We start from the raw sequence: 25,327 nt of genomic DNA, 5'->3' as shown, positions 1-25,327 counted from the left end.
GCGATATGTGGAAACTAAGATTGTAGCAATTTTTTGATATGTATAAACTGTTTCAAAATTCAAAGTATTGCGTTTTTTGGCCATATTCCTCTTTAATAATCGCAGATATTCGATTCTTTATCTGTCATCATAACGACACGCCTAGCGCAACAAGCTAGTATTCGATCGTGTCCCTGCTGGCGATATTTCATGGTTGATGGTTGGCCGTCACCCTGGCCGATCCGGACCCTCTGCAACGGAGATATGAATGAAGGTCGCAGCTTCGGCGCCCGATGGTTTGATCCGTGAACTGCAGCGCTCCTTTGCCGGTGGCCTTGCCTATGCGGCCTTCCTGAGTTTCTGCGTCAACATCCTGCTGCTGACAGTGCCGATGTTCATGGTGCAGGTGCAGGACCGCGTCATCGTCAGCCGCAGCTTCGACACGCTCACCATGCTGCTGGTGATCGCGATCGCTGGTCTCGTTCTCTATGGTGCCATCGAGTTCATTCGCTCCCTGACCTTCCAGACCATGGCAAGCGGCTTCGCCCGGCGCCTCAATCTGCCGGCGCTGGAAGCGGCGGTCAGTGCTTCGCTCGAACAGGGCTCGGCCCAGGCCACCCAGGCGATTCGCGACCTGAACGATATCCGCTATTTCATCGCGAGCTCGGCCATCGCGACGCCGCTCGAGGCGGCCTGGTCGCCGATCTTCCTTGCCGTGCTCTTTGCCTTCCACCCGGTTTATGGGCTCGTCGGCGCGATCTCGCTGATCATATTGCTGATGCTCGGCGTGCTCTCCGACGTGCTGACGCGCCGTGTGCTGAAGGAGGCCAACGAAGAAGGCGTCGCCAGCATCAACGATGTCGGCGCCAGCCTGCGCCACGCCGAGACGATCGAGGCCATGGGTATGCTGCCGGCTTTGGCCAGGCGCTGGCGCGGCAAACAGGTGGCGATGATCGAGCTGCTCGATCTCGGCACGCGCCGCGGCAAGCTGATTGCAGCGGTGACCCGCGCGTCGCGCATGACGATGCAGCTCGCGATCTATGCGACCGGTGCCACGCTGATCATCAGGAACGAAGTCTCGGTGGGCACGCTGATGGCGGCGAGCATCCTGCTCGGCCGCCTGCTGGCGCCTTTCGATTCGATGATATCCGACTGGCGGCAATGGGTGCTCGCGGCCGCCGCGTGGAAGCGCGTGCGCGATCTGCTGCTGCTCGGCTCGTCACGGCGCCAGACCACCGCCAATCCACCGACCCAGGGCGATCTGGTGATCGACCGCGTCGTCTACGCTCCGACCGGGGCAGAGCAGACCGTCATCAAGAGTGTCTCGTTCTCATTGGCGCCGGGCGAAGTGCTCGGCATCGTCGGCCCGTCCGGAGCCGGCAAATCGACTCTGGCGCGGCTGCTCGTCGGGGTTCTGAAGCCGAATGTCGGCGGCGTCTATCTCGACGGTCACAATGTCTATCTCTGGGAGCGCGCCTCCTTCGGCGCCATGGTGGGCTATCTGCCGCAATCGGTCTCGCTGCTGAACGGTACCATCGCCGACAATATCGCCCGGATGCGGATTCCGGAGCCGCAGGCCATTCTCGAGGCCGCTCGGACTGCCGGCGTGCATGAGCTGATCGGGCGCATGCCGCTCGGCTACGACACGAACGTCAATGACGGCGACTTCAAGCTCTCGGGCGGCCAGCGCCAGCGTATCGGCCTTGCCCGGGCGCTATACGGCGCGCCGCGCCTGCTGGTGCTGGACGAGCCCAATGCCAATCTTGATGCGGAAGGCGAACAGAGCCTGATTCGCGCCATCAATGCCGCGCGCGAGGGCGGTGCCATGGTCATCCTGATCGCGCATCGCCCCTCGGTGATGCAGATCGTCGACAAGATCCTGGTGCTGCGCGAGGGCAGGATCGCTCAGTTCGGACCGCGTTCAGCGATCGCCGGCATGATCACGCCTGGTGGCCTCGTCGAGATCGAACCCAAGTCGCAGACTGGCATGAGCAAGCCCCGCGAGGTGACGGCATGAGCAAGCTCCCAGCCCCCATGAGCACGAGCCGCGCGCTCATTCCGGTGACCCCCGTCGAGGAGCCGGAGGAGCGGATGCCCTCGCTGCGCAATCTCGTGCTGGCCGGTGTCAGCGCGATCGCGATCGGCTTCGGCGGCTTCGGGGCCTGGGCGGTGACGGCAAGGCTCGACAATGCCGCCGTCGCGGTCGGTACCGTCGTGGTCGACAGCAAGCGCAAGACCGTCAGCCATCTCGAAGGCGGCGTCCTGAAGATGCTGCTCAAGCTTGAAGGGGACCGCGTCGTCAAGGATGAGCCCCTGCTGAGGCTCGAGGATGCACGTGCCCGCGCCGAGCTGCAGCAGCTCCACGGCAAGCGCGTCGGCTTCGAGGCCAGGCTGGCCCGGCTGCGCGCCGAGCAGAACAACGCGACGGAGATCGACTTTCCCGATGATCTCAAGATGGCCGGAACGCCGATTGCGCAGGAGGTGATCAGAGCGGAACGCAAGCTCTTCCAGGCGCGCACCCAGGTCTATGACGGGCGCATCAGCATCCAGAAACGTGTCATCGAGCAGCATCAGGCCGAGACCGAGGCGCTTCAGGCCCAGATCGAGGCGACGCGCTTTCAGCGTAGCCTGATCGACGAGGAGGTCCGCGTGGTCGGGGACCTCTACGAGAAGCGCTATGCCAAGCGCAGCCAGCTTGTCGAACTCCAGACCAAGCAGAGCGAGCTTGCCGGACGCAGTGGCGAGGCCGCGGCCCGCAAGGCCAAGGCGGAGCAGGCGGTCGCAGGCGCGCAGCTCGAGATCACCTCGCTCGGCCTCGAACGGCAAAACGAGATCGCCAAGGATCTGCAGGATAGCCAGCTCTCCTTGTCCGAGGTAGTCGAGCGCATCGTCCAGGCTGAGGACGTGCTGCGCCGCCTCGTGGTCATGTCCCCGCAGGAGGGTATCGTCGCCAATATCCGGGCGCGGACCGCCGGAAGTGCGATTGCCGCCGGGGAGGCCATTCTCGACATCGTGCCCGAGCGCGAGCCCCTGATCGTCGAGGCCAAGGTCGATCCGCGTGACATCGACTCGGTCAAGCTCGGTGCCGAGACGCGGGTGCGGCTGACCGCCTTCAATGCGCGGCTGATGCCGCCGCTGATCTCGAAGGTGACCTATGTCGCTGCCGACCAGCTTGTCGATGAGAAGTCCGGCGTCGCCTATTTCATTGTCCGGGCCGAGATCACGCCAGAGAGTCTCGCCCAGAACAAGGTCACCCTTCATGCCGGCATGGCCGCAGAGGTCCTGATCGTGAACGGCTCGCGGCGCGCCGTGGACTATCTGCTGGCCCCCTTCGCCGAGAGCTTCAACCGGGCATTCCGCGAGGACTGAACAGGGGCGGCCGGTGTGAATTTTCATAGTGAATTCAGCAAAGTAAGAATACGTTTCGATTTATATTTCGAATTTTGAAATTCATTCAATGTATAACGCCTGGCAATTAGAGAATTAACGCCAGTAAATCTTTTCACGCCATAATATTGTCACAACAAATCTCTTGCTGCATCGCACATATTCGGTAGGCTTAACTCCGTTGAGCAATGACGAGCCATCTGCTCGTCATTGGGGCGGCGCCGTTTTGCGAGGTGTTTTGGCGAATGCGCGCCGAGACCCTCGGGGCGCCTCAGTTCATTTCCAGGAGGTGACTATGGCCACGATAGAAGGCAGCGCGTTCGACGACTTCTTGATCGGGACACGGTTCAGCGATGTGATTCATGCCGGTGCCGGCGACGACGTCGTCAAGGGCGGCCATGGAGCAGACGTCCTGTTCGGCGAAGACGGCGACGATGTCCTCTTCGGCGACCAAGGCGATGACGTCATCTTCGGTGGCGAGGGGCGTGATATCCTCTTCGGCGGTCAAGGCGACGATGTCCTTTCCGGCGACGAGGGCAATGATCTGCTCTCCGGCGGCCAGGGGGATGACGTGCTCATGGGTGGYGAGGGGAACGACCTGCTGCAGGGCGACTCCGGCAACGACGTTCTCATCGGTGGCGAAGGGAACGATATCCTCCAGGGCGGCTCCGGCAATGACGTGCTCGAGGGTGGTCTCGGCAACGACCTGCTCCAGGGCGGCTCGGGCAACGATGTCCTGATGGGCGGCGAGGGTAACGACATCCTCCAGGGTGGTTCGGGCGACGACCTGCTCTTCGGCGGGGAGGGCAACGACATCCTGTCCGGCGGTGCCGGCAACGACGTCTTCGTCTTCGAAGGGGGCGGCGGCAACGATCTCGTGCTCGATTTCGATGCCGGTCACGACATGTTGCAGATCGCCTCCGACATCAACGGCACCGGCGTTACCTCGGCAGACGACCTCGCCGCGCGGACGACGACGGTCAACGGCAATGCGGTTGTCGATCTCGGCAACGGCGATTCGCTCACTCTCGTCGGCGTCACCGCCGAGGACGTCCAGAGCGATCCGAACTCCTACTTCACCGTCGCGTAACGACCTCGCGACGCCGGCTACTCCCGGCCGGCGTCGCACCCTGACACGTCGGAAGTTGAGCCATGTTGACGATCACGACGACCCAGTTGGTCGGAGACCAAAACTCCAATCCCGAGTTGCTGCGGCTCTGTGGTTCCGTGTTCCTGCTGAGCTGGAGCCTCGACGGACCGCTCGCTGATCGGCAGGTCGTATCGCTGGCAAGCCGGGAGCGGCGCGTTTCCTCCGCCTCGCTGACGCTGGGTCTAGGCGACGGGCGCACCCGGATCGTCTCTGTCTTCCGGCATTCCGGCCATGACGAGATCGTCGCGACCTTGTCCGGTGGCAATCTCGGTCCGGATCAGGCCGTCTCCTTCGATCCCGAATTCGTGCATGCAATGGCGGAGGCGCCCGAGATTCTGCGCGAGCTGACGCCGGCCGCGAGGATTGCCCTGGCAAACGCCCTGATCGCGACCTGGCCAACCCTGTTCAACCTGCGGGAGACGACCGCCTATCTCGCCTTCTTGCGCCAGTTCCTGCTCGCACTTTCCCGCAAACCGACGCCTGTGTTGCCGGTCGCTGCGCTGCCCGACGGCAAGATCCTTCTTGAATCCTCGGTGCCCGGGCGCCTCGACGCGATCAAGGTGGCATACTGGCTCGGCCCCGCAAGCCTGACGCGTATCGCTGCGAATCCGAGGCTCGGCAAACCTGACCGGAGTGCCCGCCGCTCGCTGCACCTAGTCCTTGATGAGCCCCAGCCGCGCGGAGCGGGGCTGCTCGTCCTGCAAAGCGATGTCGGGTTGATCGTCCGGGCCCTTCCCGAGCGCGCCACGGCGCCGACGCTTGGCCGCTGGTGGGCCGGGAAGGCCAGTGAGCGCGACGATCTGCGCAGCTGGCTCGTCGAGCAACTGGCCGGCCAGTCCGAACAGGGGCGCCTGCTCGCGATCGAGATGCAGAGGCGACTGCCCTTGCCGGTCCAGAGCGTCCGTCGTCACGACGACCTGCCCTCGGCCGAGCTCGATCTCGCCGTCTCGACCTCTGCCGGCCTGCTGCTCGGTGGTTGGTACCGCGACCTGGACGGCTTGCTCGATCAGATCCTCATACACCGCAGCACCGGCGCGCCGAGCCCGATCGGTGACCGGATCGCGCGGTTCCCGGCCGTGATGGCAGAGCCCGGCGGCGACAACCGAGCCGTGACCGGCTTCCTGGGTCTCGTGCCCGACTATGCCGGCGGCGCTCCTGTCCTGCAGCCGCGCTGCGAGCTGAAGCTGCGATCGGGGACCACGCTTTTCCTGCGCCCGGCGCCGCAGCCCGCCGACATTGCGACCATCCGCGCCCGGGCCCTGGCCTCGATCCCGCCGCAGCATCTCACGGCTGAAATCCTGCAGCAGAGCCTCGCTCCCGTGCTTGCCGCGTGCCAGTCCGCGCTGCGCGACAGCCTGCCGGAGCCACGTGTGCGGACGATCGGCTCCTTGCCGGACCGGCCGAGTGTCTCGGTCGTGGTCCCGCTCTACCGGGTCTATGACTTTCTGCGGATCCAGGTGTCAGCCTTTGCGGCTGATCCCTGGTTCGTCGAGAAGGCCGAGCTGATCTATGTGCTCGATTCCCCCGAGCATGAGGCTGAGGTCGCGCATCTGCTCGGCGGCCTGCACCTTGCCTATGGCCTGGCGATCCAGCTCGTGGTGATGGGCCGCAATGGCGGTTTCTCGGCCGCCTGCAATGCCGGGGCCGAGGCGGCGCGTGGCGATGTGCTCGCCATGGTCAATTCGGATGTGATCCCGAGCGAGGCCGGCTGGCTGCCCGCGCTGGCGCGCAAGCTCGACCGGCGCGGGCGTGTCGGCGCAGTCGGGCCGAAACTGCTCTATGACGACGGCTCGCTGCAGCATGCCGGCCTCCTTTTCAAGCGGGACCGTCACGGCGTCTGGCTCAACCATCATTACTTCAAGGGCATGCCGGGCAGCTATCGGCCCGCCAATGTCGAGCGGCTCGTACCCGGCGTCACCGGTGCCTGCATCGTGCTGCCGCGTGCGCTCTTCAACGAGGTCGGTGGCTTCGACGACAGCTATGTCATCGGCGACTACGAGGATAGCGACCTCTGCCTGAAGATCCGGCAGGCCGGCTTCGGTATCAAGTATGTGCCGTCCGTCGCGCTCTACCATCTCGAGCGCCAGTCGATCTCCAAGAGCCTGGATTACACCCGCGGCGTTGCCTCGCAGCACAATGCCTGGCTGCAGACGGGCCGCTGGGACGCCCAGATCGAAGCGCTGATGGCCGATGAATCGGCTCTGCCGCGCAAGGCCGCGCCCGCGCGCGATCCCGACATTCTTCCCCGCACCGTCCTCAGGAGGGCAAGCGCTGCATGACGGCGACCCTGGCACTGCGTCCCATAGAGCCCAGCCCGGGCGCGATCCTCAGCCCCCCCGGCAAGGAATTCGACTGGCTGCTCGACCATATCCGTACCAACCGCTTCCTGCCGCATCCGCCGGCCGAGAACATTTTTGTCGGTGACGGCGACTACCGCGAGATCGGCGCGGAATTCCTGGGCCATTACGTCCGGATCGGCCGCCTGAAGCCGACGGAGCGGGTCTTCGACATCGGCTGCGGCATCGGCCGCATGGCGGTGCCGCTGACGCAGTATCTCGATCCGTCGAAAGCGAGCTATGACGGCGTCGACCCCGTGATGGACGGCATCCTCTGGTGTGCCCAGACGATCACGCCGGTCTACCCACGCTTCCGCTTTCAGCGGCTCGACATCGCTCATCCCCTCTACAATCCGCAGGGTTCGCTGCCCGGCACCGAAGTCGCTTTCGGCTTCGCGAACCAGAGCTTCGATTTCATCACGATGGTCTCTGTGGCGACGCATCTGCCGCCGGAGGAACTGACGGTCTACCTCAAGGAGGCCTGCCGCCTGCTTGCGCCGGGCGGACGCCTGTTCCTGACCGCCTTCGCCATTGACGGGCAGCCGACGGGACAGGAACGCCTGAAATTCAAGCGCTGGCGTGATGGGCCGGGCTGGTACGCGATCGAGGAGGCACCGCTCGCTGCCGCCGGCATCGAGGAGGAGTTCCTGATCGCGCAGACGCAAGCTGCCGGGCTGCTCGTCGAGAGCCTTGGACGCGGCCATTGGCGCGGCATCAACGCACCACATTACCAGGACGTGCTGATCGCGACCAAGCCGGAGCGCAGCCGATGAGCCGCCGCATCCTCGTCGTCGCGCATAACCATCCCGATCTGCATCCCGGTGGCACCGAGATTCTGGCTCATGACCTCGCCGGTGGTTATCGCGAGCAGGGCTGCGACGTGCTCTTCCTCGGCGCGACCAACGCGATCCACCGTGAGGCGCATCCCGGCACGGCCTTGCAGGCTACCGGAACCGATGGCGATGTCCTGCTGTGGAGCGGCCATTTCGACCGCTTCTATCTCAGCCAGATCGATCACTACGGCACACTCCAGGATCTCGCCAGCCTGCTTCAGGAATACCGGCCGGATGTGATTCACATCCACCATCTCGTGCTGATCGGGGCCGAGTTCCTGACGCTGGCGCGGCGCCTCCTGCCGGCGGTGAAGATCGTGATGACGCTGCATGACTATTACCCGATCTGCCATAATGACGGGCTGATGGTGCGGCCGACCGACAAGGAGCGCTGCACCGCGGCCTCTCCGACACGCTGCCGGGGCTGCTTTCCCGGAATCGGCTCCGACCGCTTCCTGCTGCGCGAGCGCTTCCTGAAGACCCATCTTGCAGCGGTCGATCAGTTCGTCGCGCCGAGCCGCTTCCTGCGCCAGCGCTATGTCGACTGGGGGCTGGCGGGCGACCGCATCGACGTCATCGAGAACGCGCGCCCGGCTCGCGAACCGGCACCGCACCGGGCCAAGCGCGGGCCCCGCGCCAGCTTCGGCTATTTCGGCAACGTCAATCCCTGGAAGGGGGTGCTGGAGCTGGTCAAGGCAGCCTCGCTGCTCAGTGCCTCGGGCCTGCGCGGCTTCGAAGTGCGCATCCATGGCGGGGCCCCGTTCCAGAGCGAGGCCTTCATTGCGGAGTTCGAGGCGGCGCTCGCGGCCTCGGACGGCATGGTGACCCATTGCGGCCCCTATCATCGCGAGGAGATGCCGGAGCTGATGGCCGAGATCGATTGGGTGGTGATGCCCTCGATCTGGTGGGAGAATGCCCCGCTCGTCATCCAGGAGGCGTTCCAGCACCGCCGCCCCGTCATCGCCAGCGGTATCGGTGGCATGGCCGAGATGGTGCGGGACGGCATCGACGGGCTGCATGTCCGCCCGGGCGATCCGGCCCAGCTTGCCCGCACCTTGCGGCGCGCGGTCGAGGAGAAGGGCCTGTGGGATCGCCTCGTCGACGGCATCCGGCCCCAGCCGACCATCGCTGAATGCACCGCGGCGCATCTCGCGCTGTTCGACAGGCTCACACTCGCGGAGGCGGCATGACGGTCATGCGCGATCCCGACGGAACCGAGCGGCTGCCCAATGTCGTGCCGGCGCGCCTCAATGGCCGTGTCGATGCCCTCGACGGCAACCGCCTGCATGGCTGGATCTGGGATGAGACCCGTCCCGACGAGCGGCTCAAGGTCCGGCTCAAGCTTGATGGGCGGGTTGCGATGGAAGCCGTCGCCGACCAGAGCCGCATCGACCTTCGCCGCAACGGCATTGGCGACGGGCGCCATGCCTTTGCGATGGAACTCGATGACACGCTGGTCGCAGCCCGCGATCGACTGAGCATCGTCGGCGTCTCTCCGAGCACGGATGTCGAGCTCGAGCTCAGATTGCCGCCGCCGGCCGAGCTCGCAGCCGAGGCTGCGATCGCGGTGCCGCTTGCGCGCTTCTTCGATCGCGTCGAGGCGTTGATCGCGCTCAACCGGCGTGGGCAGCTCGCCCAGAAGGAACTCGTCGAGAAACTCGACGAGATGACGACGCGCATGGCAGGCAGCGGTGTACAGCGCGACGAGGCCGCGGAGGCCGCGCGCGCCGACCATATTTCCCAGCGCCTGGCCGAGCTCGATGTCTTCCAGCTCCGTTTCGATGCGACGCTACGCAGCTTCGACGAGCGCCTGGTCACGATCCGCAAGGAGGCGCAGCGCCCGATGCGGCAGGCGACCATCCTGCTCGGCTCGCTCTCCGGGCTCGCCGCGCTGATGTCTTTCGTGACCCTGACCCTGATCCTGCTGGACCGGTGATGCGATGAGTGAAGTGATCGTCCCCGATCAGACCCGGATCAGCCCGGCGCCGACCGTCGCCTGGACGCCGCTCGGCGAGAACGCCATCCTGATCATGAGCACCTGCGACGCGATGCCGGGCAAGGTGCCTGTCGCCGTCGACGGCAATCCGCGCAACAAGGCCGAGACCATGGCGCTGACCTGGCGCCGGCCGCAGGCCGAAGCCTCGGCAGCCATCGGCTTCCTTTGCCTCGCACCCGCGCCCGCGACCGACCGCTCCGGTTCCGGCGCCCTGCTGCTCGGTCGCCCCGGCCGGCCGCTGCGCCTCGTGCTGGCGTCGAAGCCGCTGCCGCTGCAATCCTTCCTTGCCGGCCTTGCCGAGGATTCGGGGCAGGCTTTCCCGATGGTTGTCGACGGGCTCCTGGAGATCCTGCTCGCCGGAAAACCCAATCCACGCCGCCTGCGCGCAGCCTCGATGCTGCTCCAGTCGATCGCCAAGCCCGGCGGCTTCGTCGAGGTCATGGGGCCGATCGACGACGGTGTTTTCATTCAGGGCTGGACCTCCGATTTCACGGCAGGCCGGACCAAGCTGCTGATCGCCCATGGCGGGCTGTCCTTCGCCGTTCTGGAGGCAGGAACCTTCGAGCGCGACGATCTTGCCGACGGCGCGCGAGGCTTCTTCGGCCTGCTGGAAGAATGCCAGATCCGCCATCCCAGCGAGATCGAGCGGCTGTTCTTCCGCGCCACGGATGGCTGGCGCGCGCTCGATGTCTATGAGCGCCATGTCCTGCTCGAACCGATCACGGTTCCCGGCCATTTGCGCGACGGGCTGCAGCGCGGCAGCGCGCCGCAGGCGACGTCCGACAAGCTCCGGCGTGCCTCGCAGCGCTTCGATGGCCGGGACACGGTCGCATTGCTGGAGGCGCCGGTGCGGGCCGGCATCGACGACGCGACCATCGTGGAGGGCACCGGCACCCTGATCATCGGCTGGCTGTTCGATCCGGACCGTCATGTCAGCGCGGTGACGCTGCGCTCCGGAAGCCAATCCTGCGTGCTCGACCGCGTCTGGACACGCGTGTCGCGTCCGGACGTCGCCGATGCCTTTGCAGGCGATCCGCGCTTTGCCCATATGCTCGGCGGCCGGCGCAACAGCCACGGCTTCATCGTCTTCGCACCGAAGCTCACGCCTGAGCCCGGCCAGCCGCTCTATCTCGAGTTCGAGATCGAGGGATCCGGCCCTGCCTTCCTGCCCCTGGAGGCCGGGCGCGGCCAGCCGCGGCGGACGCTCGAACGCGTCTTCGCGCTGCTTGATCCGAAATCCTCGACCGCAGCCTCGGTGGTCGAACGCCAGATCGCTCCCGCCTTGCAGGCCGCCGAGATCGCCCCGCCGCGCGTGATCGAGACCATCGATATCGGCGCCTTCAAGGCTGATGCGAATCTGGGGCTGGTGATCGGCCTCGACCATCGCCAGCGCGAGCTCTCCTCGCTCTTCGCCCTGCTCGCGATCGACCCCGAGATACGCCCGGTGCCTATCGTGCTCGCGGTCCCCGGCGAGAGCTTTGACCGGGTCGGTGCCGAGGCACGCCGGCTTGCTCGCTTCTACGGCCTCGCCGTGCGGCTTGCGCTCGTCGATGGGGTCGAGGACGCCTGCGACGCGATGGAGGCCGGCGCGCGCGCCTGCCGCTTCCAGACCATCGCGTTACTCTCGGGGGCCGCGCAGATCCGCATGCCCGGTTGGCTTGGCCGGCTCGAGCGCGCCTTCAAGGCGCGTGGCGGACAATGCGTCGCGAGCCCCACGCTGCTTTTCGAAGACAACTCGATCCGCTGGGCCGGCGCCTGGATGGAAGGGGAGGGGCCGAGCCGGCGTGTCTTCAATCGCTTCGTCGGCTATCCCCTGGAGGCGATCGGCAATCTCGGTCCGATGGAAGTCGCGGCCGGCGCCACCGAATGCTGTGTGATGTCGCGCGCCGCCTTCATCGAAGCCGGGGGCTTCGCCCGCAACTACTTCACGACGGCCGAAAAGGGCCTCGATCTCTGCCTGAAGCTCAGGATGAACGGCTTCCCCTCGCTCTGGGTGCCGGAGGTCGAGGTTTACGTCGTCGATGATGGCGAGATGGCGCGGCCGCATCTGGTCTCGCTTGCCCAGCTCGCCGACCGCTCCAGCTTCGACCGTCGCTGGGCGCTGGCCGTTTCGAACATGCGAGGATGATGATGCGCGTACTCGTCGTGTCCCATGGACACCCGACCCTGTCTCTCGGCGGCGCCGAAATCGCCTCCTACAATCTGCACAAGGGCCTGCAGGCAAGCGAAGGCCTCGACGCGCATTACCTTGCCCGTGTCGGCTCGCCGACGCCGCGTCACGCCGGTACGGCACTGATGAGCCTGCGCCAGCGCGGCGGCGAGCTACTCTACTACGCCGAGGAATACGATCACTTCCTGCTCTCGAACCGGAACACCGAGGAGATTGAGCGCGATTTCGTCCGCGTGCTGCGCGACCTGAAGCCGGATGTGGTGCATTTCCACCATTTCATCGGGCTCGGGCTCGAATGCCTGTTCGCGGTGCGGGACACGCTGCCCGACGCTCTCATCGTGGTGACCTTCCACGAATATCTCAGCATCTGCCATCATCACGGCCAGATGGTGAAGACCGGCGCTTTCAAGCTCTGCTACCGGGCCTCGCCGACCGATTGCAATGCCTGCTTCCCGGATATCGCGCCCGGCCGCTTCCTGGCGCGCGAGACCTTCATCCGGGGCATGCTCAATCTCGCCGATCATTTCATCTCGCCGAGCCGCTTCCTGGCCGAGCGCTACCAGGATTGGGGCCTCTCGGCCGATCGCTTCTCGGTGATCGAGAACGGCATCGACGTTGCCGAGGTCGCACCGCCCCGGCCCTTGCCGGACAAGACGGCACGGCGTTCGCGCTTCGCCTATTTCGGCCAGCTCACGCCCTACAAGGGGGCGGATGTGCTGATCGATGCGGTCACCCGCATCCCGGAAGCCGTCTGGGGTGAGGATTCCATCCTGCTCGTCTATGGCGGCAATCTCGAGCGCCAGCCCGAGGCCTACAAGAAGAAGTTCGCCGAACTCGTCGAGAATGCCGGCCGGCGGGTGCGTTTCTGCGGTGCCTTCCAGAACCACGAGATGCCGAACCTGATGCGCTCGGTCGACTGGGTGGTGATGCCCTCGGTCTGGTGGGAGAACTCGCCGATCGTGATCCAGGAGGCCTATTTCCACGGCCGCCCGATCCTTTCGAGCAATATCGGTGGCATGGCCGAGAAGATCGTCGACGAGGTCAACGGCCTGCATTTCCGCTCGGGCAGCTCGGAGGATCTGGTCGACTGCATGACGCGCGCCCTGAGCGAGCCCGATCTCTGGTCGCGCCTGCGCGCCGGGATCACCCGTCCGCTCACCCATATCGACTGCGCCGCCCAGCATATCGCGCTCTACCAGCGCCTGATCGAGCAGCGCGGCATGCCGGTTCCGGCCAGCCGCGCGGCCACGCCGATGATCGCCTGATGCCAGAAGAAGCCGACACGAAAACCAGGGGAGACAGAACCATGGCCCGCATCCTCGTCATGATCCCATCGGGAGAGGTCTACGACCATGACAATGTGCGCTGGTACCAGCACGCGGATCTCGCGAGCCATATCAACCACTACCATAATATCGGCGACGCCTTCGTCTTCGACTCCTCGTTGAAGCTGCTGAATTTCGAGAAGCTCGACGTCCTGCCGATCGCCAATCCGGACATGGCGCTGATCGACCGGTTGAACGCGGAATACGACTACGTCTTCCTGCGCGGTTCGAACTATGTCCATGCCGAGATGGAATGGAACCAGACGGCTGATGTGCTGCGCCGGCTAAAGATACCGGTCATCGCCTTCGGCATTGGCGCGCAGGCGCCGGTCAGCGGCAAGCTGGAGCTCAGCGAGGACACCAAGACCGTGCTCAGGCTGATGGCGGATTCGACCGCCTCGCTCGGCGTGCGCGGCACCTATTCGGCCGAGATTCTCAACGAGATCGGCATCAAGAATGTCCGGATCATCGGTTGCCCCACGGCGTTCCGCGCCAACAGGCCGGATCTCGCGATCAAGTTGCCTGCGCTCGACAGCGTGAAGAAGGTCGGCATCACGCTGCGGCGCGAGGTCTCGCCGACCTATGCGCAGGACATCAAGCGCTACCTCACCTTCCACCGCGACCTCGTGAAGTCGCTGGCGGGCCGGTTCGAGGCGACGCTGATGGCGCAGGGCGAGATCGAGGAGAAGAAACTCGCGCTGGGAACGCCGGAGCAGAAGGAGGAGGCGATGGCGGCGCTGCGCGGAAACGAGTGGGCCACCTCCTGGTACCTCGATGAGGCGATGGAGGCGCTCTATCGCGGCCGGATGTTCTATTCGGACGTGGTTGCCGATTACGAGAATCTCGTACGCAGCCTCGACCTCGTGCTGGGCTACCGGCTGCACGGCAACCTGATGGCGCTCGCCAACGGCACGCCCTCGATCTACTTCACCTATGACAGCCGCACGGTCGAGTTCGCCGAGACCTTCCAGATCCCGAGCTTCGACGTTTTCTCCGGCCAGGATTTCAGGCTGGAGGAGCATTGGGATCAGGCGCGGTTCGACCGCTTCAACACGACCTATGCCCAGGTCTACGCCGCGATGCGCGACTTCCTGGTCGAGAACAAGGTCGACACCAAGATGCGCGCCCCGGCGGTCAGGGCGGCGGTCGCCCCCGCCATTCCCGAGGCCGAACGAAAGGTGGCCTGATGGTGGAACGCACCATCCTTGCGGCCACGCTGGCGGCCTTGCCGCTGCTCGCCGTTCCGCACCTGTCATTTGCGCAGGCTCCCGGCTATCGCGTCGAGATCGTTCCCGGCGCCACGGAGGAGACCGTCTACGCCTGGTCGCGCCAGCGCTGCGAGGAATGGCATATTCCAGACGCGCCATTGCGGGCCTTCCGCAATCAGAACGGCGCGGTGGTCGCCTTCGCCAGCAATTACCGCAACCGCGCCATGGCCGGCCCCAGCCTCGACCGGATCGGGATTTCCTGTTCGGTCTCCTTCGAGGCCAAGAGCAGTCCGGACCCGAGCGAGTTCAGCGACAAGAACTGGCTGACCGCGACATGGACCAGCGACGGTCGCGACGTCTTCGGGCTGATGCATGCGGAATACCATGCCGACCGCTACGGCAATGCCTGCCGCTTCAAGGACAGGATGAGCTGCTGGTACAATGTCGTAACGGCAGCGCATTCGACTGATGGCGGGCGCCATTTCAGCGCAGAGCCGCGCCAGCTCGTCGCCGCGCCGGCGTTCCGCCAGGATGTCGGCCAGGGGCGCCATCGCGGTTTCTTCAACCCGTCCAACATCATCGAGCGGGACGGCGCCTGGTATGCGCTGATCGCGACCACCGGCGGCGAGGGCCAGAAGGGTGGCGTCTGCCTGTTCCGCAGCACCGACATCAAGGATGCCGCCTCGTGGCGGGCCTTTGACGGCACCGACTACACGGTGCGCGCGGTCGATCCCTATCGCGAGGACCTGTCGCAGGCGAAGCCCTGCCAGCCGCTCAAGGGACTGCCGACCACGGTCGGCTCCGTCACGAAGCACGAGCCGAGCGGACTTTATCTGGCGGTGCTCCATCTCGGTCCCGACCCCAGCCAGGGGATCGCGGGCGGCCGCGTCGCCTATAGCTGGTCCGCGGATCTGCTGCGCTGGTCGCCGCTGCAGACGCTCGTCGTGCATCCGACGATGTGGAGCAAGAACTGCGCTGACACGACCCGCTACGCCTATGGCGCGGTTGCCGACCCCGACTCCACCTCGCGCAATTTCGAAACGACCGGGGACGAGGCGTTCCTGTTCATGACCCGGATGCGGGTGAAGGACTGCAAGCTCGGTCCCGAGCGCGACCTCGTCCGCGTCAAGATTCACATCGTGAAGGACCAGCCTTGAAAATTCTGCGTGCCACAACGAACGAGATCGTCGTCTCCGTCGCGAGGCGTCCCGATGGGGCCTGGCCGGCGCTGCGCCTGCGGCTCGACGGCCAGGATTATGCGACGATCCAGCCGGGCGCGGTGATAACCGGCGATGCCGTCGTCGCCGAGCTCACCATCCCGCTGCCCAGGCTCGCGGACGGTCGACCGCGCGAGATTGCGGTGCTCGATGCCGAGAGCGGCAAGATCGCGCCCGGCTCGGGCCTCGCCCCGATCGCGACCGAGAAAAAGCTGCGCGCACTGGTGATCTACCCGGCCGGAGAGGTCTACGAGCACGACAAGGTGCGCTGGTACCGGGCACCGATGGAGAAGCTACTCTCCGACTATTTCAACATCGGCGACATGATCGTCTTCGACTCGACGCTCAAGCTGCTGCGCTATGCGCATCTCGAGCCGATGAAGATCATGAATCCGACAGAGGCCGATATCGAGCGCTATGCCAGCGAGTTCGACTACGTCTTCGTCCGCGGCTCGAATTTCATCCATGAAAAGATGGAGTGGTTCCGTGCCGTCGAGGTGCTGGAGAAGGTCAAGCTGCCGGTCTACGCCATCGGCGTCGGCGCGCAGGCGAGCCAGAACCGCGCCATTGAACTGCCGGACGCCTCGAAGCGGTTCTGGCAGATCGTTTCCGACCGCTGCGCCGCCATTGGCGTGCGCGGCGCCTTCAGCGCCGAGACGCTGCGCCATAACGGCATTCGCAATGTCGAGGTGGTCGGCTGCCCCTCGATCTTTCGGACCCGCAAGCGCGATCTCGCCATCCGGGTTCCGGACCAGCGCGAGATCCGCAAGGTCGCCTTCAGCCTCAGGCGCGAGGCGGACAAGAGCTATACCGCCGACCCGGAGGCCTATCTGCGCAACCAGAAGGCCGCGCTTCTCAAGGTCGATCGCCAGAGCGAGATGGTGATGTCCTCGCATGGCGAGCAGGAGGAGAAAGCCTTCTTCCTGCGCGACGAGAAGGCGATGGAGAAGGCGGTGGCCGAGTTCGTTCACACCGGCTGGTGGAGCGGCGCCGATGATGCGGCGATGCGCCGGATCTACGAGAAACAGCTTTTCACCTTCTTCGATGTCGAGCGCTATGACGCGTTTGCGCAGGGGCTCGATCTTGCGGTCGGCTACCGCGTCCACGGCGTGCTGCCGGCGGTGGCGCAGGGCGTGCCGGGCGTTCTCGTCGCCTATGACACGCGCAGCCAGGAGCTGGCCGAGACCCTGAAGATCCCTGTCGTGCCGGAGTCCGCCCTCGCCGAAGGCGGGTGGCGAGCCGTCTATCAGGAAGCGCAGCTCAACACGCTCGCGAAGAGCTATGCCGCCTCCTACGACCGCATGCGTGACTTCCTCGACAGGAACGGCGTTCCCCACCGGATGTGAGGCTGACCCGTTGTCCTGAACCCTGATTGTTGAAGGGGGAGGGCGAGCTTCCCCGCAGCGCGTAAGCTGTGGGGGCGCCTGAACCGAACACCCTGAAAGAGGTCGGCGGCATGGTGTCGACGGCCAGGAGCGGCAGGAGCAGACCATGAAGATCGAATACGACGCGGGCACCGCGCTCACGATCATGCGCGGCAATCCGGTGCGCGGCTGGATCTCGGGCAAGCCCGAGCGCATGGCCAAGGAGCGACTGACGACCGGCAACTATCTCTCGGTCGAGCATAAGCCGAAGTTCCAGATCGATCCGGCCTGGCCGATTTTTACGATGGGCTCCTGCTTCGCGCGCGAGGTCGAGAACGTCCTGATGATGCGTGGGCTGTCGCTCCTGCTCGAAGGCCATGGCGTTCCCGCTGAGCATTTCGAGAGCTGGAACGAGGCGACGGGCCGCGGCGGTGGTGCGGCGCGCGGAAGTTTGAGTCGCGGCGCGCTCAACAAGTACTCGGTGCGGTCCATGACGCATGAGCTCAAGCGCGTCCTGCTCGACGAACCCTATCCGAATGAAGGGCTGATCGAGCTTGCCCCTGACCAGTGGTTCGATCCGCACGCCAGCGGCCTGAGATTGCTCGACCAGCAGACCGCGCTTGCCAACCGCAAGCGCCTGACGGCCGCGACCTCGCGAATCAGGGACGCGCGGATCTGTTTCTTCACGCTCGGGCTGACCGAGACTTGGCTCGACTCCGAGACCGGGCTCGCCATGAATATCCACCCCGGCCCGACCTGGCTCTCGCGCATGCCCGAGCGCTTCCGCTTCGTCGACTACGGCTATGAGGCGACCTTGAACGACATGCTCGGCGCGATCACGCTGATCCGCGAGCACTGCCATCCGGAGATGCGTTTCATCGTCACCGTTTCGCCAGTGCCGCTAGGCGCGACGTTCAAGGATGCCGACGTCATCGTGGCCAACAGCGCCTCGAAATCGGTGCTGCGCGCCGTCGCCGAGGAGCTCTACCGGCGCTTCGATTTCGTCGATTACTTCCCGAGCTACGAGATCGTCCTGAACTCGCCGCGTGCCATCGCTTTCGAGGAGGACCAACTCCATGTCGCCCGCAAGATGGTGGCGACGGTGATGGAGACCTTCGAGCGCAGCTATCTCGGTCAGACGATCGGCGCGACTGCCAGCCCGGCGCTGGTCTGACGCAGACTCACCGGGAACAGGGTCAGTCCGTCCCCGTCCACACGGTGGTGATCGCGTCGATATCGGGGCGCCGGCGCTCGGTCGGCGCTTCCTTCGCCGTGCCGATATGGACGAGGCCCGCGAGCTTCTCGCCGCTCGAAAGCCCGAACAGGGCGTGCACGCCGGGGCTGTAGGCGGCCCAGCCGGTGAGCCAGTTCGCGCCGAAGCCAAGCGCGTGGGCTGCGGTGAGCAGGTTCATGCAGACCGCCCCGGCGGAGAGATCCTGCTCCCAGACCGGGACGCGCGCCTCGGGGTCGCTTTTGCTGACGACCAAGACGATCAGGGGCGCATAGGTCAGCGAGCGGCCGATGATCCCGGTGAATTTCTCACGCTTCTCGGCATCCATCGCCGCGTTCTCGGTGGCATAGAGCCGCGAGACACGCTCGCTTGCCCGTTTGCGCGCTTCTCCCGCAAGCACGATGAAGCGCCAGGGTTCGAGCACGCCATGATCGGGCACGCGGGCGGCGATCGTCAGGATGCGGGCCAGCGCTGCAGCATCCGGGCCCGGCTCGCTGAGCATCGTCATCCCGACCGAGCGGCGCGTTTCGAGCAGGCGCAGCAGCGTCTCGCCATCCCCGGGCGCTGCGGCAAGGGCCGCCTGGCTCTGGTTCATGTCCTCACGTCCTCGATCGTTGGCGCTTTCGCGCGTGCCCGCGCTTGAAGCATCGTTCCGAAAAGTGGATTGCGGCCTTCGGGAAAGCCGATGCAAACCCGAAGACTCAGATCACCGATGATCTAAGCCCGGCCGGCAACCTCGACCAGCCTCAGATCGGCGATCGGCGCCGGTCTTGCCAGACGCGCCAGGGCCACCTGCAGGGCGTCGATATCCTGCTCCGGGCTCGGCCGCCAGCCGCATGGACAAGCGTCCTCATGGCGATGGGCATCGGAGACCTCGCGATAGATCGAGCCGATTGCCTCGGCGGCGAGCCGCATCACGGTCATCGGGGCGAGCTGGGAATCGTGCAAGGCGTTGCAGAATGCCGTCATAACCACCTGCCGCAGCGCGGCGCGGGCGGCCTCGGTGTTCTCGTCATGGATCAGTTCAAGCGGCACGGTGGGCGTCCTCCCGCCGATGGTTGGGTTTCTCACCTTGGGCGGGACCGAGCGGCTGCGCCGATCCCTCGAGCGCAGCAGTCAGCAGGTCGACGAGACGCTGCATCCGCGCCGGCAACGCCTGATAGGCGGCCGGGCTTGCATTGGCGGGGCCCTTTGCGAAGGCGAGCGCCCGACGCAGTTCGAGCGTGGTCGCCTTGGTCCGCAGCGTTTCCTGGATGATGAGTTCGTCGCTCCGGCCGATTGCCGCAACTACGTCCCCTGCAGAAATCTCGCCCATCTCGTTGCCTCGCCGTGACCGATTCTTACATGGCGAAATTCAGTAGGCGCGAGGGGGTTGTAGTGCAACGTATTGTTTTCATTGAATAAATAGAACAGTTCGAAACTGCGGGGTGGCATCGGTGCCGCAAGGTCAGAATCATTCAGCCTTGGTTCATCGAGCGCAGGATAGGCGCCATGCTGGCAGGCGTGTGCGGCAATCGGGAAAACCCGGGCGTGGACGTGTGTTGTTCCGATCCGGGGGGATCATCGTTCTTGCTGAAGTCAGTCGAAGCGCCTGGCATTGCCGAAAGCCTGCCCTCCGATCGGCAGGTCGCCTGGCGCTTTGCCGGCTTGACCGGCGGTTTCTGGCGTGGAACGACCCGTGGCAAGGCCTGGTTCTGGACGCTGTCGCTGGCGGCATCGATCATCTTCAGCGTCTTCGTCAATGTCACCGTCAATCGCTGGAACGGCTGGTTCTTCGATGCGCTGGAGAAGAAAGACACGGAGAGCGCGCTGACCGCCATGGCGGTCTTTCCGGTGCTCGCGCTCATCGTCGCCGGTATCGGCGTCGCCATCCTGGTCACGCGCGAGACGCTCCAGGTGCACTGGCGGCAATGGGTAACGGCGAAGCTCGCTGACGGCTGGGTTGGAGAGCGACGCTTCTTCCGTCTGAGCCTCTCGAATGACGAGCCGGCCAATCCCGAATATCGCATCGCCGACGATGTGCGCTGGGCAACCGAACCGCTCGTCGATTTTGCCATAGGTCTGCTGTCGGCTTTCATCACCATCGTGATGTTTATCGAGATCCTCTGGGAGATCGGGGGCGCGCTGACGATTCCGGCCGGCTCGGGGGCGATCACCATCCCGGCCTATCTCGTATTGGCGGCAATCATCTATGCGGTGCTGGTTTCGCTTCTGATCACCGTTGTCGGCCGCCGGCTGCCGCGCCTCGTTGCGGCTCGAAACGAGGGCGAAGCCAAGTTGCGCTTCGCCCTGATGCGCATTCGCGATCATGGCGAGCCGATCGCGCTCGCTCGCGCCGAGGCAGGCGAGCGTCGCGCCGTTGCGCGCACCTATGACAGCCTGGCGCAGCGCTGGCTCGCCATGATCCGCCAGCGCGGCAGGCTGACCTGGATCACCAATGGCAGCGGCGCGCTCGTTCCGGTCGTTCCGTTGCTGCTGGCCGCGCCGAAATATCTCTCCGGCGAGATGTCGCTCGGCGGGGTCGTTCAAGTCGCTGCCGCCTTTGTCGCCGTGCAGAACGCCTTCAACTGGGTGCTCGACAATTTCATGCGCATCGCCGAGTGGCTGGCCGCCGCGCGGCGCGTCAACGAACTGGCCGACGCGCTCGACCGTGTCGAACAGAGCCGGCCGGATGATCATCTGACCGTGAAGCAAAGCCCTGACACTCTGCTGTGTCTCGCGGATGTCACCTTGACCGATCGCGATGGCCGCAACCTGGCCGCCGATCTCAGCTTCTCCCTGCCGGCCGGCGCGACCTTGCATCTTTCGGGCGAACTCGGGCTCGGCAAATCGGCGCTGATCCAGGCGCTCGCCGGTCTCTGGCCTTGGGGCAGAGGCGAGATTTCCCTGCCGGAAGGAGCGCGGGTGACCGTCGTGCCGCACAGCCTGCACCTGAGCGAAGGCAGCCTGCGCACGATTCTTGATACGGCGTTGACCCGTCCAGGCGATGCGCTTGCCGATGCCTTGCGCCGTTACGGGCTCTCTGCGCTCGCCGCGAGCCTCGACGAGCATCGCGACTGGGACAAGCTCCTGGCGACGGGCGACAGGCAGCGCCTGGCGCTGGCCCGCGCCGAACTCGAAGCGCCTGACGTGCTCCTGCTCGACGAATCCACCAGCGCCCTCGAAACCGACACTGCGCTCGAGCTCATCGCCGAGCTGCGAGCCGTGCGGCCCGGCGCCATCATCCTGCTGATGGGCCAGAGCCCTGGCTTTGCGGAGGCCGCCAGCCACCATCTCGTGATGAAGCGGGCCGGCGGCGTGGCGCGGATGGCCAATCCGGATGGCACGCCCGCCCTGCGGGCCAGTGTGGTGGAGCGGGGCCTGACATGACGGTCGTTTCGGTCAGCCTTGCCGCGAAACCCTGTACCTCGGGCCCGACCAAGCCCGCCTTGCCTCATGCCGCAGGTATGACGGACCTGCCTGTAACGGAGCTGATCGCATGCTGAACATCTGGGACGTCTATTGGGGCCTGCGGGTCGAGCAGTGCCCTTGTGACGTGCATTTCGTCGAATGGCTCGAGGAGCAGAGCCTCACCGGCAAGCGCATCTATCATTTCGGGACCGGCGGGCATCACTATATCGGCATCCGCTGCGCCGAGCCGGAGCTCGACTGCACGGTGCTGGGCATCACCGCTTCGCCCAAGGAATATGATGCCTTCGTCAAGCTGGCGACCGAGAACCCCTCGATCACCAAGACCTATTCCGCCTATTTCGGTGACATCTATACCAGCAACGCAAAGCTGCTGCCGCGCTTCGATATCGTCACCCTGTTCCATTCCTGCGAGTTCCGCAGCGAGAAGAACGATGCCTATGGCGCGCTTACCGATCTCGAGGTGATGCAGCTCTTCACCGACCAGACTGACGCCGGCGGCTATATCCTGTTCTATACCGGCTCCTTCGCCTATGCCTCGGCCGAGCCGATCATCGCGGATTGGGCGAAGTCGCGCCCGGTCGAGGAGGTCGGCCTGTTCAAGACGCTGCGCGTTTTCCGCAAGACTGCCTGAGGCAAGCCGCAGTTGCGAACGATTTGGAACGGCGCTAGGGCTGTTGCCATCGTTCACTCGAGAAAGGGGGGCTGCGTGATTACGTTCTTTCGTCACCATCGTCAGCGTGGCCCCGTTCAGGCCCTGCAAGCTGTCTTGCAGGGCTGACCCAAAGACGATCGCTCAACGGTTCTCTTCCGGTCTGCCCTTCGTGGCGGCGCAGCGTCGAGCCTCATGGCTCCGGTGAACTGCGCCTCTCCCAACCCAACGAGCTGACGCCGCACAGGCATCCGGCATCCGCATCCTCAAGGCCGTGGAACGCGCCTTTCCTGGATGCCGGACAACGGCTCGCGCAGTCCAGAGAACGATTATGGCTTTGATCAACGCCCGCAAACTTGGCGTCACGCTCGGTGCGCCGCTCTTTTCCAATCTCAATCTTGCGATCGGGGCGGGAGATCGCCTCGGCCTCGTCGCAGCCAATGGCCGGGGTAAATCCACCCTGCTGCGCTGCCTTGCTGGTTCCCATGAGCCTACGACTGGCGAGATCACGCGGTCGCGCGGACTTCGCGTCGGCCATGTCGAGCAGGAAATTCCCGCCGGGCTGCTGGCGTTGCCCGTCTATGACCTCGTCCGTCGCGCGCTCCCGATGGAGCAGGCCGAGACGGAATCCTGGCGCGTCGACGTTGCGCTGGAGGCGCTCGAAATTCCCGAGGCGCTTCGCCGGCGCCCCCTGTCGCAGCTGAGCGGCGGCTGGCAACGCTTCGCCATGCTGGCCAGCGTCTGGGTGACCGATCCCGACATGCTGCTGCTCGACGAGCCGACCAACCATCTCGACCTCGCCCGGATCAGCCAACTCGAGGAATGGCTGAACGGTCTGCCGCGCGACGTGCCCGTGGTGATCTCCAGTCATGATCGCGCCTTCCTCGACGCGGTGTCCAATCGCACGCTGTTCCTCAGGCTGGAGAGCTCACCGGTCTTCGCGCTGCCCTATACGCGGGCGCGCGCCGCGCTGGATGAGGTCGACGCCTCGGAGGAGCGTCGCTACCAGCGCGAGATGAAGGCGGCGCAGCAGTTGCGCCGGCAGGCGGCGAAGCTGAACAATATCGGGATCAATTCCGGCAGCGACCTCCTCGTGGTCAAGACCAAGCAGCTCAGGCAAAGGGCCGAGCGCCTGGAAGAGGCGGCGAGGCCTGGCTATCAGGAGCGCTCATCGGGCGCGATCAGGCTGGCCAATCGCGGCACGCATGCCAAAGTCCTGGTGACCCTCGACGATCTTTCCGTCGAGACGCCGGATGGGGCGCCGCTGTTCAAGACCGGCAAGCGGTCGATCGCCCAGGGTGACCGGATCGTGCTGCTGGGCCGCAACGGGACCGGCAAGTCGCGACTGATTGGCCTGATCAGGGACGCGATCGCGGAAACCGACGCTGCGCGCATCAAGGTCACGCCGTCGCTTGCTCTTGGTTATAGCAGTCAGAGTCTTTCCGAACTCGCCGATAGCGATACGCCGCACGGCGTGATCACCCGGCGCTTCGATGTCGGCGACCAGCCGGCGCGCAGCCTGCTAGCGGGGGCGGGTGTGTCGATCGACATGCAGAGCAGCCGGATCGGCGCGCTCTCGGGCGGGCAGAAGTCGCGGCTCGCCATGTTGGTCTTGCGCTTGGCCAATCCGAATTTCTACCTGCTCGACGAACCGACGAACCATCTCGACATCGAAGGGCAGGAGGCGCTGGAGGGCGAACTCATGGCGCATGAGGCGAGCTGCCTGCTGGTTTCGCATGACCGCAGCTTCGTCAGGGCGGTCGGCAATCGCTTCTGGCTGATCGAGAATCGCAAATTGGTCGAGATCGAGGGGCCGGAGGCATTCTTCGCTGCGGCTCAAGCCGGAGAAACTTGAGGTTGGCCAAAAGCTTGGGCTGAAGCGGACAGATGTCGTCGGGCCGTCGCAATGCCGGCCCGACGCGACCTGCGTCAGCCTCATGGTGCGCATTCGCCGCGTCGTCCCGTCTTGTGGATCGCGGCCGAGGCGCTATCTGTCGGGGCCGGGGCGCTGCGGTGCCCTCCCGTCCGCAATCGACGCGAGCACATTCCCACCTCGCGCAATTGACCACGAGAGAGCATGTCGTACGGCCCGCACGAGCCCGGAATGCCGCTGCGCAAACGCAGTCGCTGGCGCTGGCTCGGCCCACTTGCCAGCACGGTCATCTTCGTCGCTTCACTGGCCGTCCTCTGGCTGATCATCCGCGAGATGGAGCCGGGCCAGGTAGCCGGTGCCTTCGCCGATGCCAGCCGCCGCCAGATCGGGCTGGCGCTCGGCTTCACCGCGCTGAGCTATCTGCTGCTGACCGGCTATGATGCGCTGGCGCTGAGAAGGCTGGGGATGTCGATCCCCTACCGAACGACCGCACTCGCCTCCTTCACCAGCTATTCCGTGTCCTTCACGCTCGGATTCCCGATCGTGACGGGCGGCACCGTTCGTTACTGGATCTACTCGGCCAAGGGGGTGCGCGCCTCCGAGGTCGCTCGCCTGACGATTATCGCCGGCCTGACCTTCTGGCTCGGCCTCGGCGCGATCCTCAGCGCCTGCCTGTTCTATGCCACCGATTCTGTCGCGATGCTCGCGCGCACCTCGCCCTGGGTCGTGCAGGTCGTCGGTGGCGCCACGGGGCTCGCCATCCTCGGCTATCTCGTCTGGGTCGCGACCGACGAACGCACTTTCCGGGTCCGCGGCTGGAATCTGCCGCTGCCGGGGCTCGGCATCACGCTAGGCCAGATGACACTTGGCGCCTGCGAGGTCTGCGCCGCCGCCGCCGTGCTCTTCGTACTGCTGCCCGGCGGCTATGGGCTGGAATATCCGGCTTTCCTGGCGGCCTATGTCTTCGCTTGCCTGATCGGCATCGCCGCCCATACGCCCGGCGGGTTGGGAGTCTTCGAGGCGACGATGCTCGTCGCGCTCAACCGACTGCCCTATGGTCATGTGCTTGGAGCCTTGCTGCTCTTCCGCATCATCTACTACCTGCTGCCCTTCATCCTGGCGCTGGTGATGCTGGCGCTGCACGAAATGATCCGCCGCATTAAGCGCCACGATATCTAGGGTGCCGCCCCTTCAGATC

20 protein-coding genes are annotated in these 25,327 nt (G+C 65.3%); 17 read left to right on the top strand and 3 right to left on the bottom strand.

Going from position 1 to position 25,327, the window contains the following annotated elements:
• Nucleotides 1-247 precede the first annotated feature (247 nt).
• The 13 genes from AC1DGP_RS14980 to AC1DGP_RS14920 all read left to right on the top strand — a co-directional run bounded on the left by AC1DGP_RS14980 (nucleotide 248) and on the right by AC1DGP_RS14920 (nucleotide 18,139).
• Nucleotides 248-1,996, top strand: a complete 1,749-nt coding sequence (locus AC1DGP_RS14980; RefSeq protein ID WP_476767598.1) for a type I secretion system permease/ATPase — start codon at nucleotides 248-250, stop codon at nucleotides 1,994-1,996.
• Nucleotides 1,993-3,348: an HlyD family type I secretion periplasmic adaptor subunit gene (locus AC1DGP_RS14975; protein WP_441506384.1), complete on the top strand. Its 1,356-nt coding sequence runs from the start codon at nucleotides 1,993-1,995 to the stop codon at nucleotides 3,346-3,348. The genes AC1DGP_RS14980 and AC1DGP_RS14975 overlap by 4 nt, the downstream gene beginning before the upstream one ends.
• 313 nt (nucleotides 3,349-3,661) lie before the next feature.
• Nucleotides 3,662-4,456 carry a calcium-binding protein gene (locus AC1DGP_RS14970; RefSeq protein ID WP_113517019.1) on the top strand — a complete coding sequence of 265 codons (795 nt, stop codon included), beginning with the start codon at nucleotides 3,662-3,664 and terminating at the stop codon, nucleotides 4,454-4,456.
• Nucleotides 4,457-4,518: 62 nt separating this feature from the next.
• A complete protein-coding gene (locus tag AC1DGP_RS14965; RefSeq protein ID WP_441506383.1) occupies nucleotides 4,519-6,795 on the top strand; it encodes a glycosyltransferase in 2,277 nt (758 codons plus the stop codon).
• Nucleotides 6,792-7,625 (top strand): class I SAM-dependent methyltransferase, encoded by an 834-nt coding sequence (locus tag AC1DGP_RS14960; RefSeq protein WP_441506382.1) that lies wholly within the window; start codon nucleotides 6,792-6,794, stop codon nucleotides 7,623-7,625. Before AC1DGP_RS14965 ends, AC1DGP_RS14960 begins: the two co-directional genes overlap by 4 nt.
• Entirely contained in the window at nucleotides 7,622-8,875 is a 1,254-nt protein-coding gene (locus AC1DGP_RS14955) for a glycosyltransferase family 4 protein (RefSeq protein ID WP_476767593.1), read from the top strand. Before AC1DGP_RS14960 ends, AC1DGP_RS14955 begins: the two co-directional genes overlap by 4 nt.
• Nucleotides 8,872-9,621: a hypothetical protein gene (locus tag AC1DGP_RS14950; protein WP_476832253.1), complete on the top strand. Its 750-nt coding sequence runs from the start codon at nucleotides 8,872-8,874 to the stop codon at nucleotides 9,619-9,621. The genes AC1DGP_RS14955 and AC1DGP_RS14950 overlap by 4 nt, the downstream gene beginning before the upstream one ends.
• Before the next feature lie 4 nt (nucleotides 9,622-9,625).
• Nucleotides 9,626-11,809 carry a glycosyltransferase family 2 protein gene (locus AC1DGP_RS14945; protein WP_441490763.1) on the top strand — a complete coding sequence of 728 codons (2,184 nt, stop codon included), beginning with the start codon at nucleotides 9,626-9,628 and terminating at the stop codon, nucleotides 11,807-11,809.
• A gap of 2 nt (nucleotides 11,810-11,811) precedes the next feature.
• A complete protein-coding gene (locus AC1DGP_RS14940; RefSeq protein WP_441506379.1) occupies nucleotides 11,812-13,116 on the top strand; it encodes a glycosyltransferase family 4 protein in 1,305 nt (434 codons plus the stop codon).
• Nucleotides 13,117-13,157: 41 nt separating this feature from the next.
• On the top strand, nucleotides 13,158-14,363 hold the full coding sequence (locus AC1DGP_RS14935) for a polysaccharide pyruvyl transferase family protein (protein WP_441506378.1): 1,206 nt from the start codon (nucleotides 13,158-13,160) through the stop codon (nucleotides 14,361-14,363).
• Nucleotides 14,363-15,541 (top strand): glycoside hydrolase family protein, encoded by a 1,179-nt coding sequence (locus AC1DGP_RS14930; protein WP_441506377.1) that lies wholly within the window; start codon nucleotides 14,363-14,365, stop codon nucleotides 15,539-15,541. The genes AC1DGP_RS14935 and AC1DGP_RS14930 overlap by 1 nt, the downstream gene beginning before the upstream one ends.
• Nucleotides 15,538-16,947 (top strand): polysaccharide pyruvyl transferase family protein, encoded by a 1,410-nt coding sequence (locus AC1DGP_RS14925; RefSeq protein ID WP_441506376.1) that lies wholly within the window; start codon nucleotides 15,538-15,540, stop codon nucleotides 16,945-16,947. The genes AC1DGP_RS14930 and AC1DGP_RS14925 overlap by 4 nt, the downstream gene beginning before the upstream one ends.
• 145 nt (nucleotides 16,948-17,092) lie before the next feature.
• The gene (locus AC1DGP_RS14920; protein WP_441506375.1) at nucleotides 17,093-18,139 is read left to right on the top strand and encodes a GSCFA domain-containing protein; all 1,047 of its coding nucleotides are present in this window, start codon (nucleotides 17,093-17,095) and stop codon (nucleotides 18,137-18,139) included.
• Nucleotides 18,140-18,161: 22 nt separating this feature from the next.
• Here AC1DGP_RS14920 and AC1DGP_RS14915 read toward each other — a convergent pair whose 3' ends face one another.
• From AC1DGP_RS14915 to AC1DGP_RS14905, 3 genes are all read right to left on the bottom strand, one after another.
• The gene (locus tag AC1DGP_RS14915; protein WP_441506374.1) at nucleotides 18,162-18,791 is read right to left on the bottom strand and encodes a nitroreductase family protein; all 630 of its coding nucleotides are present in this window, start codon (nucleotides 18,789-18,791) and stop codon (nucleotides 18,162-18,164) included.
• Between the two features lie 122 nt (nucleotides 18,792-18,913).
• A complete protein-coding gene (locus tag AC1DGP_RS14910) occupies nucleotides 18,914-19,231 on the bottom strand; it encodes a hypothetical protein (protein WP_441490770.1) in 318 nt (105 codons plus the stop codon).
• Nucleotides 19,221-19,511: a hypothetical protein gene (locus tag AC1DGP_RS14905; RefSeq protein ID WP_441506373.1), complete on the bottom strand. Its 291-nt coding sequence runs from the start codon at nucleotides 19,509-19,511 to the stop codon at nucleotides 19,221-19,223. The genes AC1DGP_RS14910 and AC1DGP_RS14905 overlap by 11 nt, the downstream gene beginning before the upstream one ends.
• Nucleotides 19,512-19,687: 176 nt before the next feature.
• Between AC1DGP_RS14905 and AC1DGP_RS14900 the strand changes: the two genes are divergently transcribed.
• The 4 genes from AC1DGP_RS14900 (at nucleotide 19,688) to AC1DGP_RS14885 (ending at nucleotide 25,308) form a co-directional block, all read left to right on the top strand.
• Nucleotides 19,688-21,565: an ABC transporter ATP-binding protein/permease gene (locus AC1DGP_RS14900; RefSeq protein WP_476832252.1), complete on the top strand. Its 1,878-nt coding sequence runs from the start codon at nucleotides 19,688-19,690 to the stop codon at nucleotides 21,563-21,565.
• A 109-nt stretch (nucleotides 21,566-21,674) separates the two neighbouring features.
• Complete coding sequence (locus tag AC1DGP_RS14895; RefSeq protein WP_441490773.1) at nucleotides 21,675-22,238, top strand: hypothetical protein; 564 nt, start codon at nucleotides 21,675-21,677, stop codon at nucleotides 22,236-22,238.
• Nucleotides 22,239-22,587: 349 nt separating this feature from the next.
• Nucleotides 22,588-24,111, top strand: coding sequence for an ABC-F family ATP-binding cassette domain-containing protein (locus AC1DGP_RS14890; RefSeq protein ID WP_476832251.1), 1,524 nt, complete (start codon nucleotides 22,588-22,590; stop codon nucleotides 24,109-24,111).
• Between the two features lie 249 nt (nucleotides 24,112-24,360).
• The gene (locus AC1DGP_RS14885; protein ID WP_441490775.1) at nucleotides 24,361-25,308 is read left to right on the top strand and encodes a lysylphosphatidylglycerol synthase domain-containing protein; all 948 of its coding nucleotides are present in this window, start codon (nucleotides 24,361-24,363) and stop codon (nucleotides 25,306-25,308) included.
• Nucleotides 25,309-25,327: the final 19 nt, after the last annotated feature.

Source organism: Allobosea sp. 05T433 (genome assembly GCF_056396065.1).
Note: the sequence above shows the minus strand (reverse complement) of the source record. Positions and strands in the feature narration are given on the sequence as shown.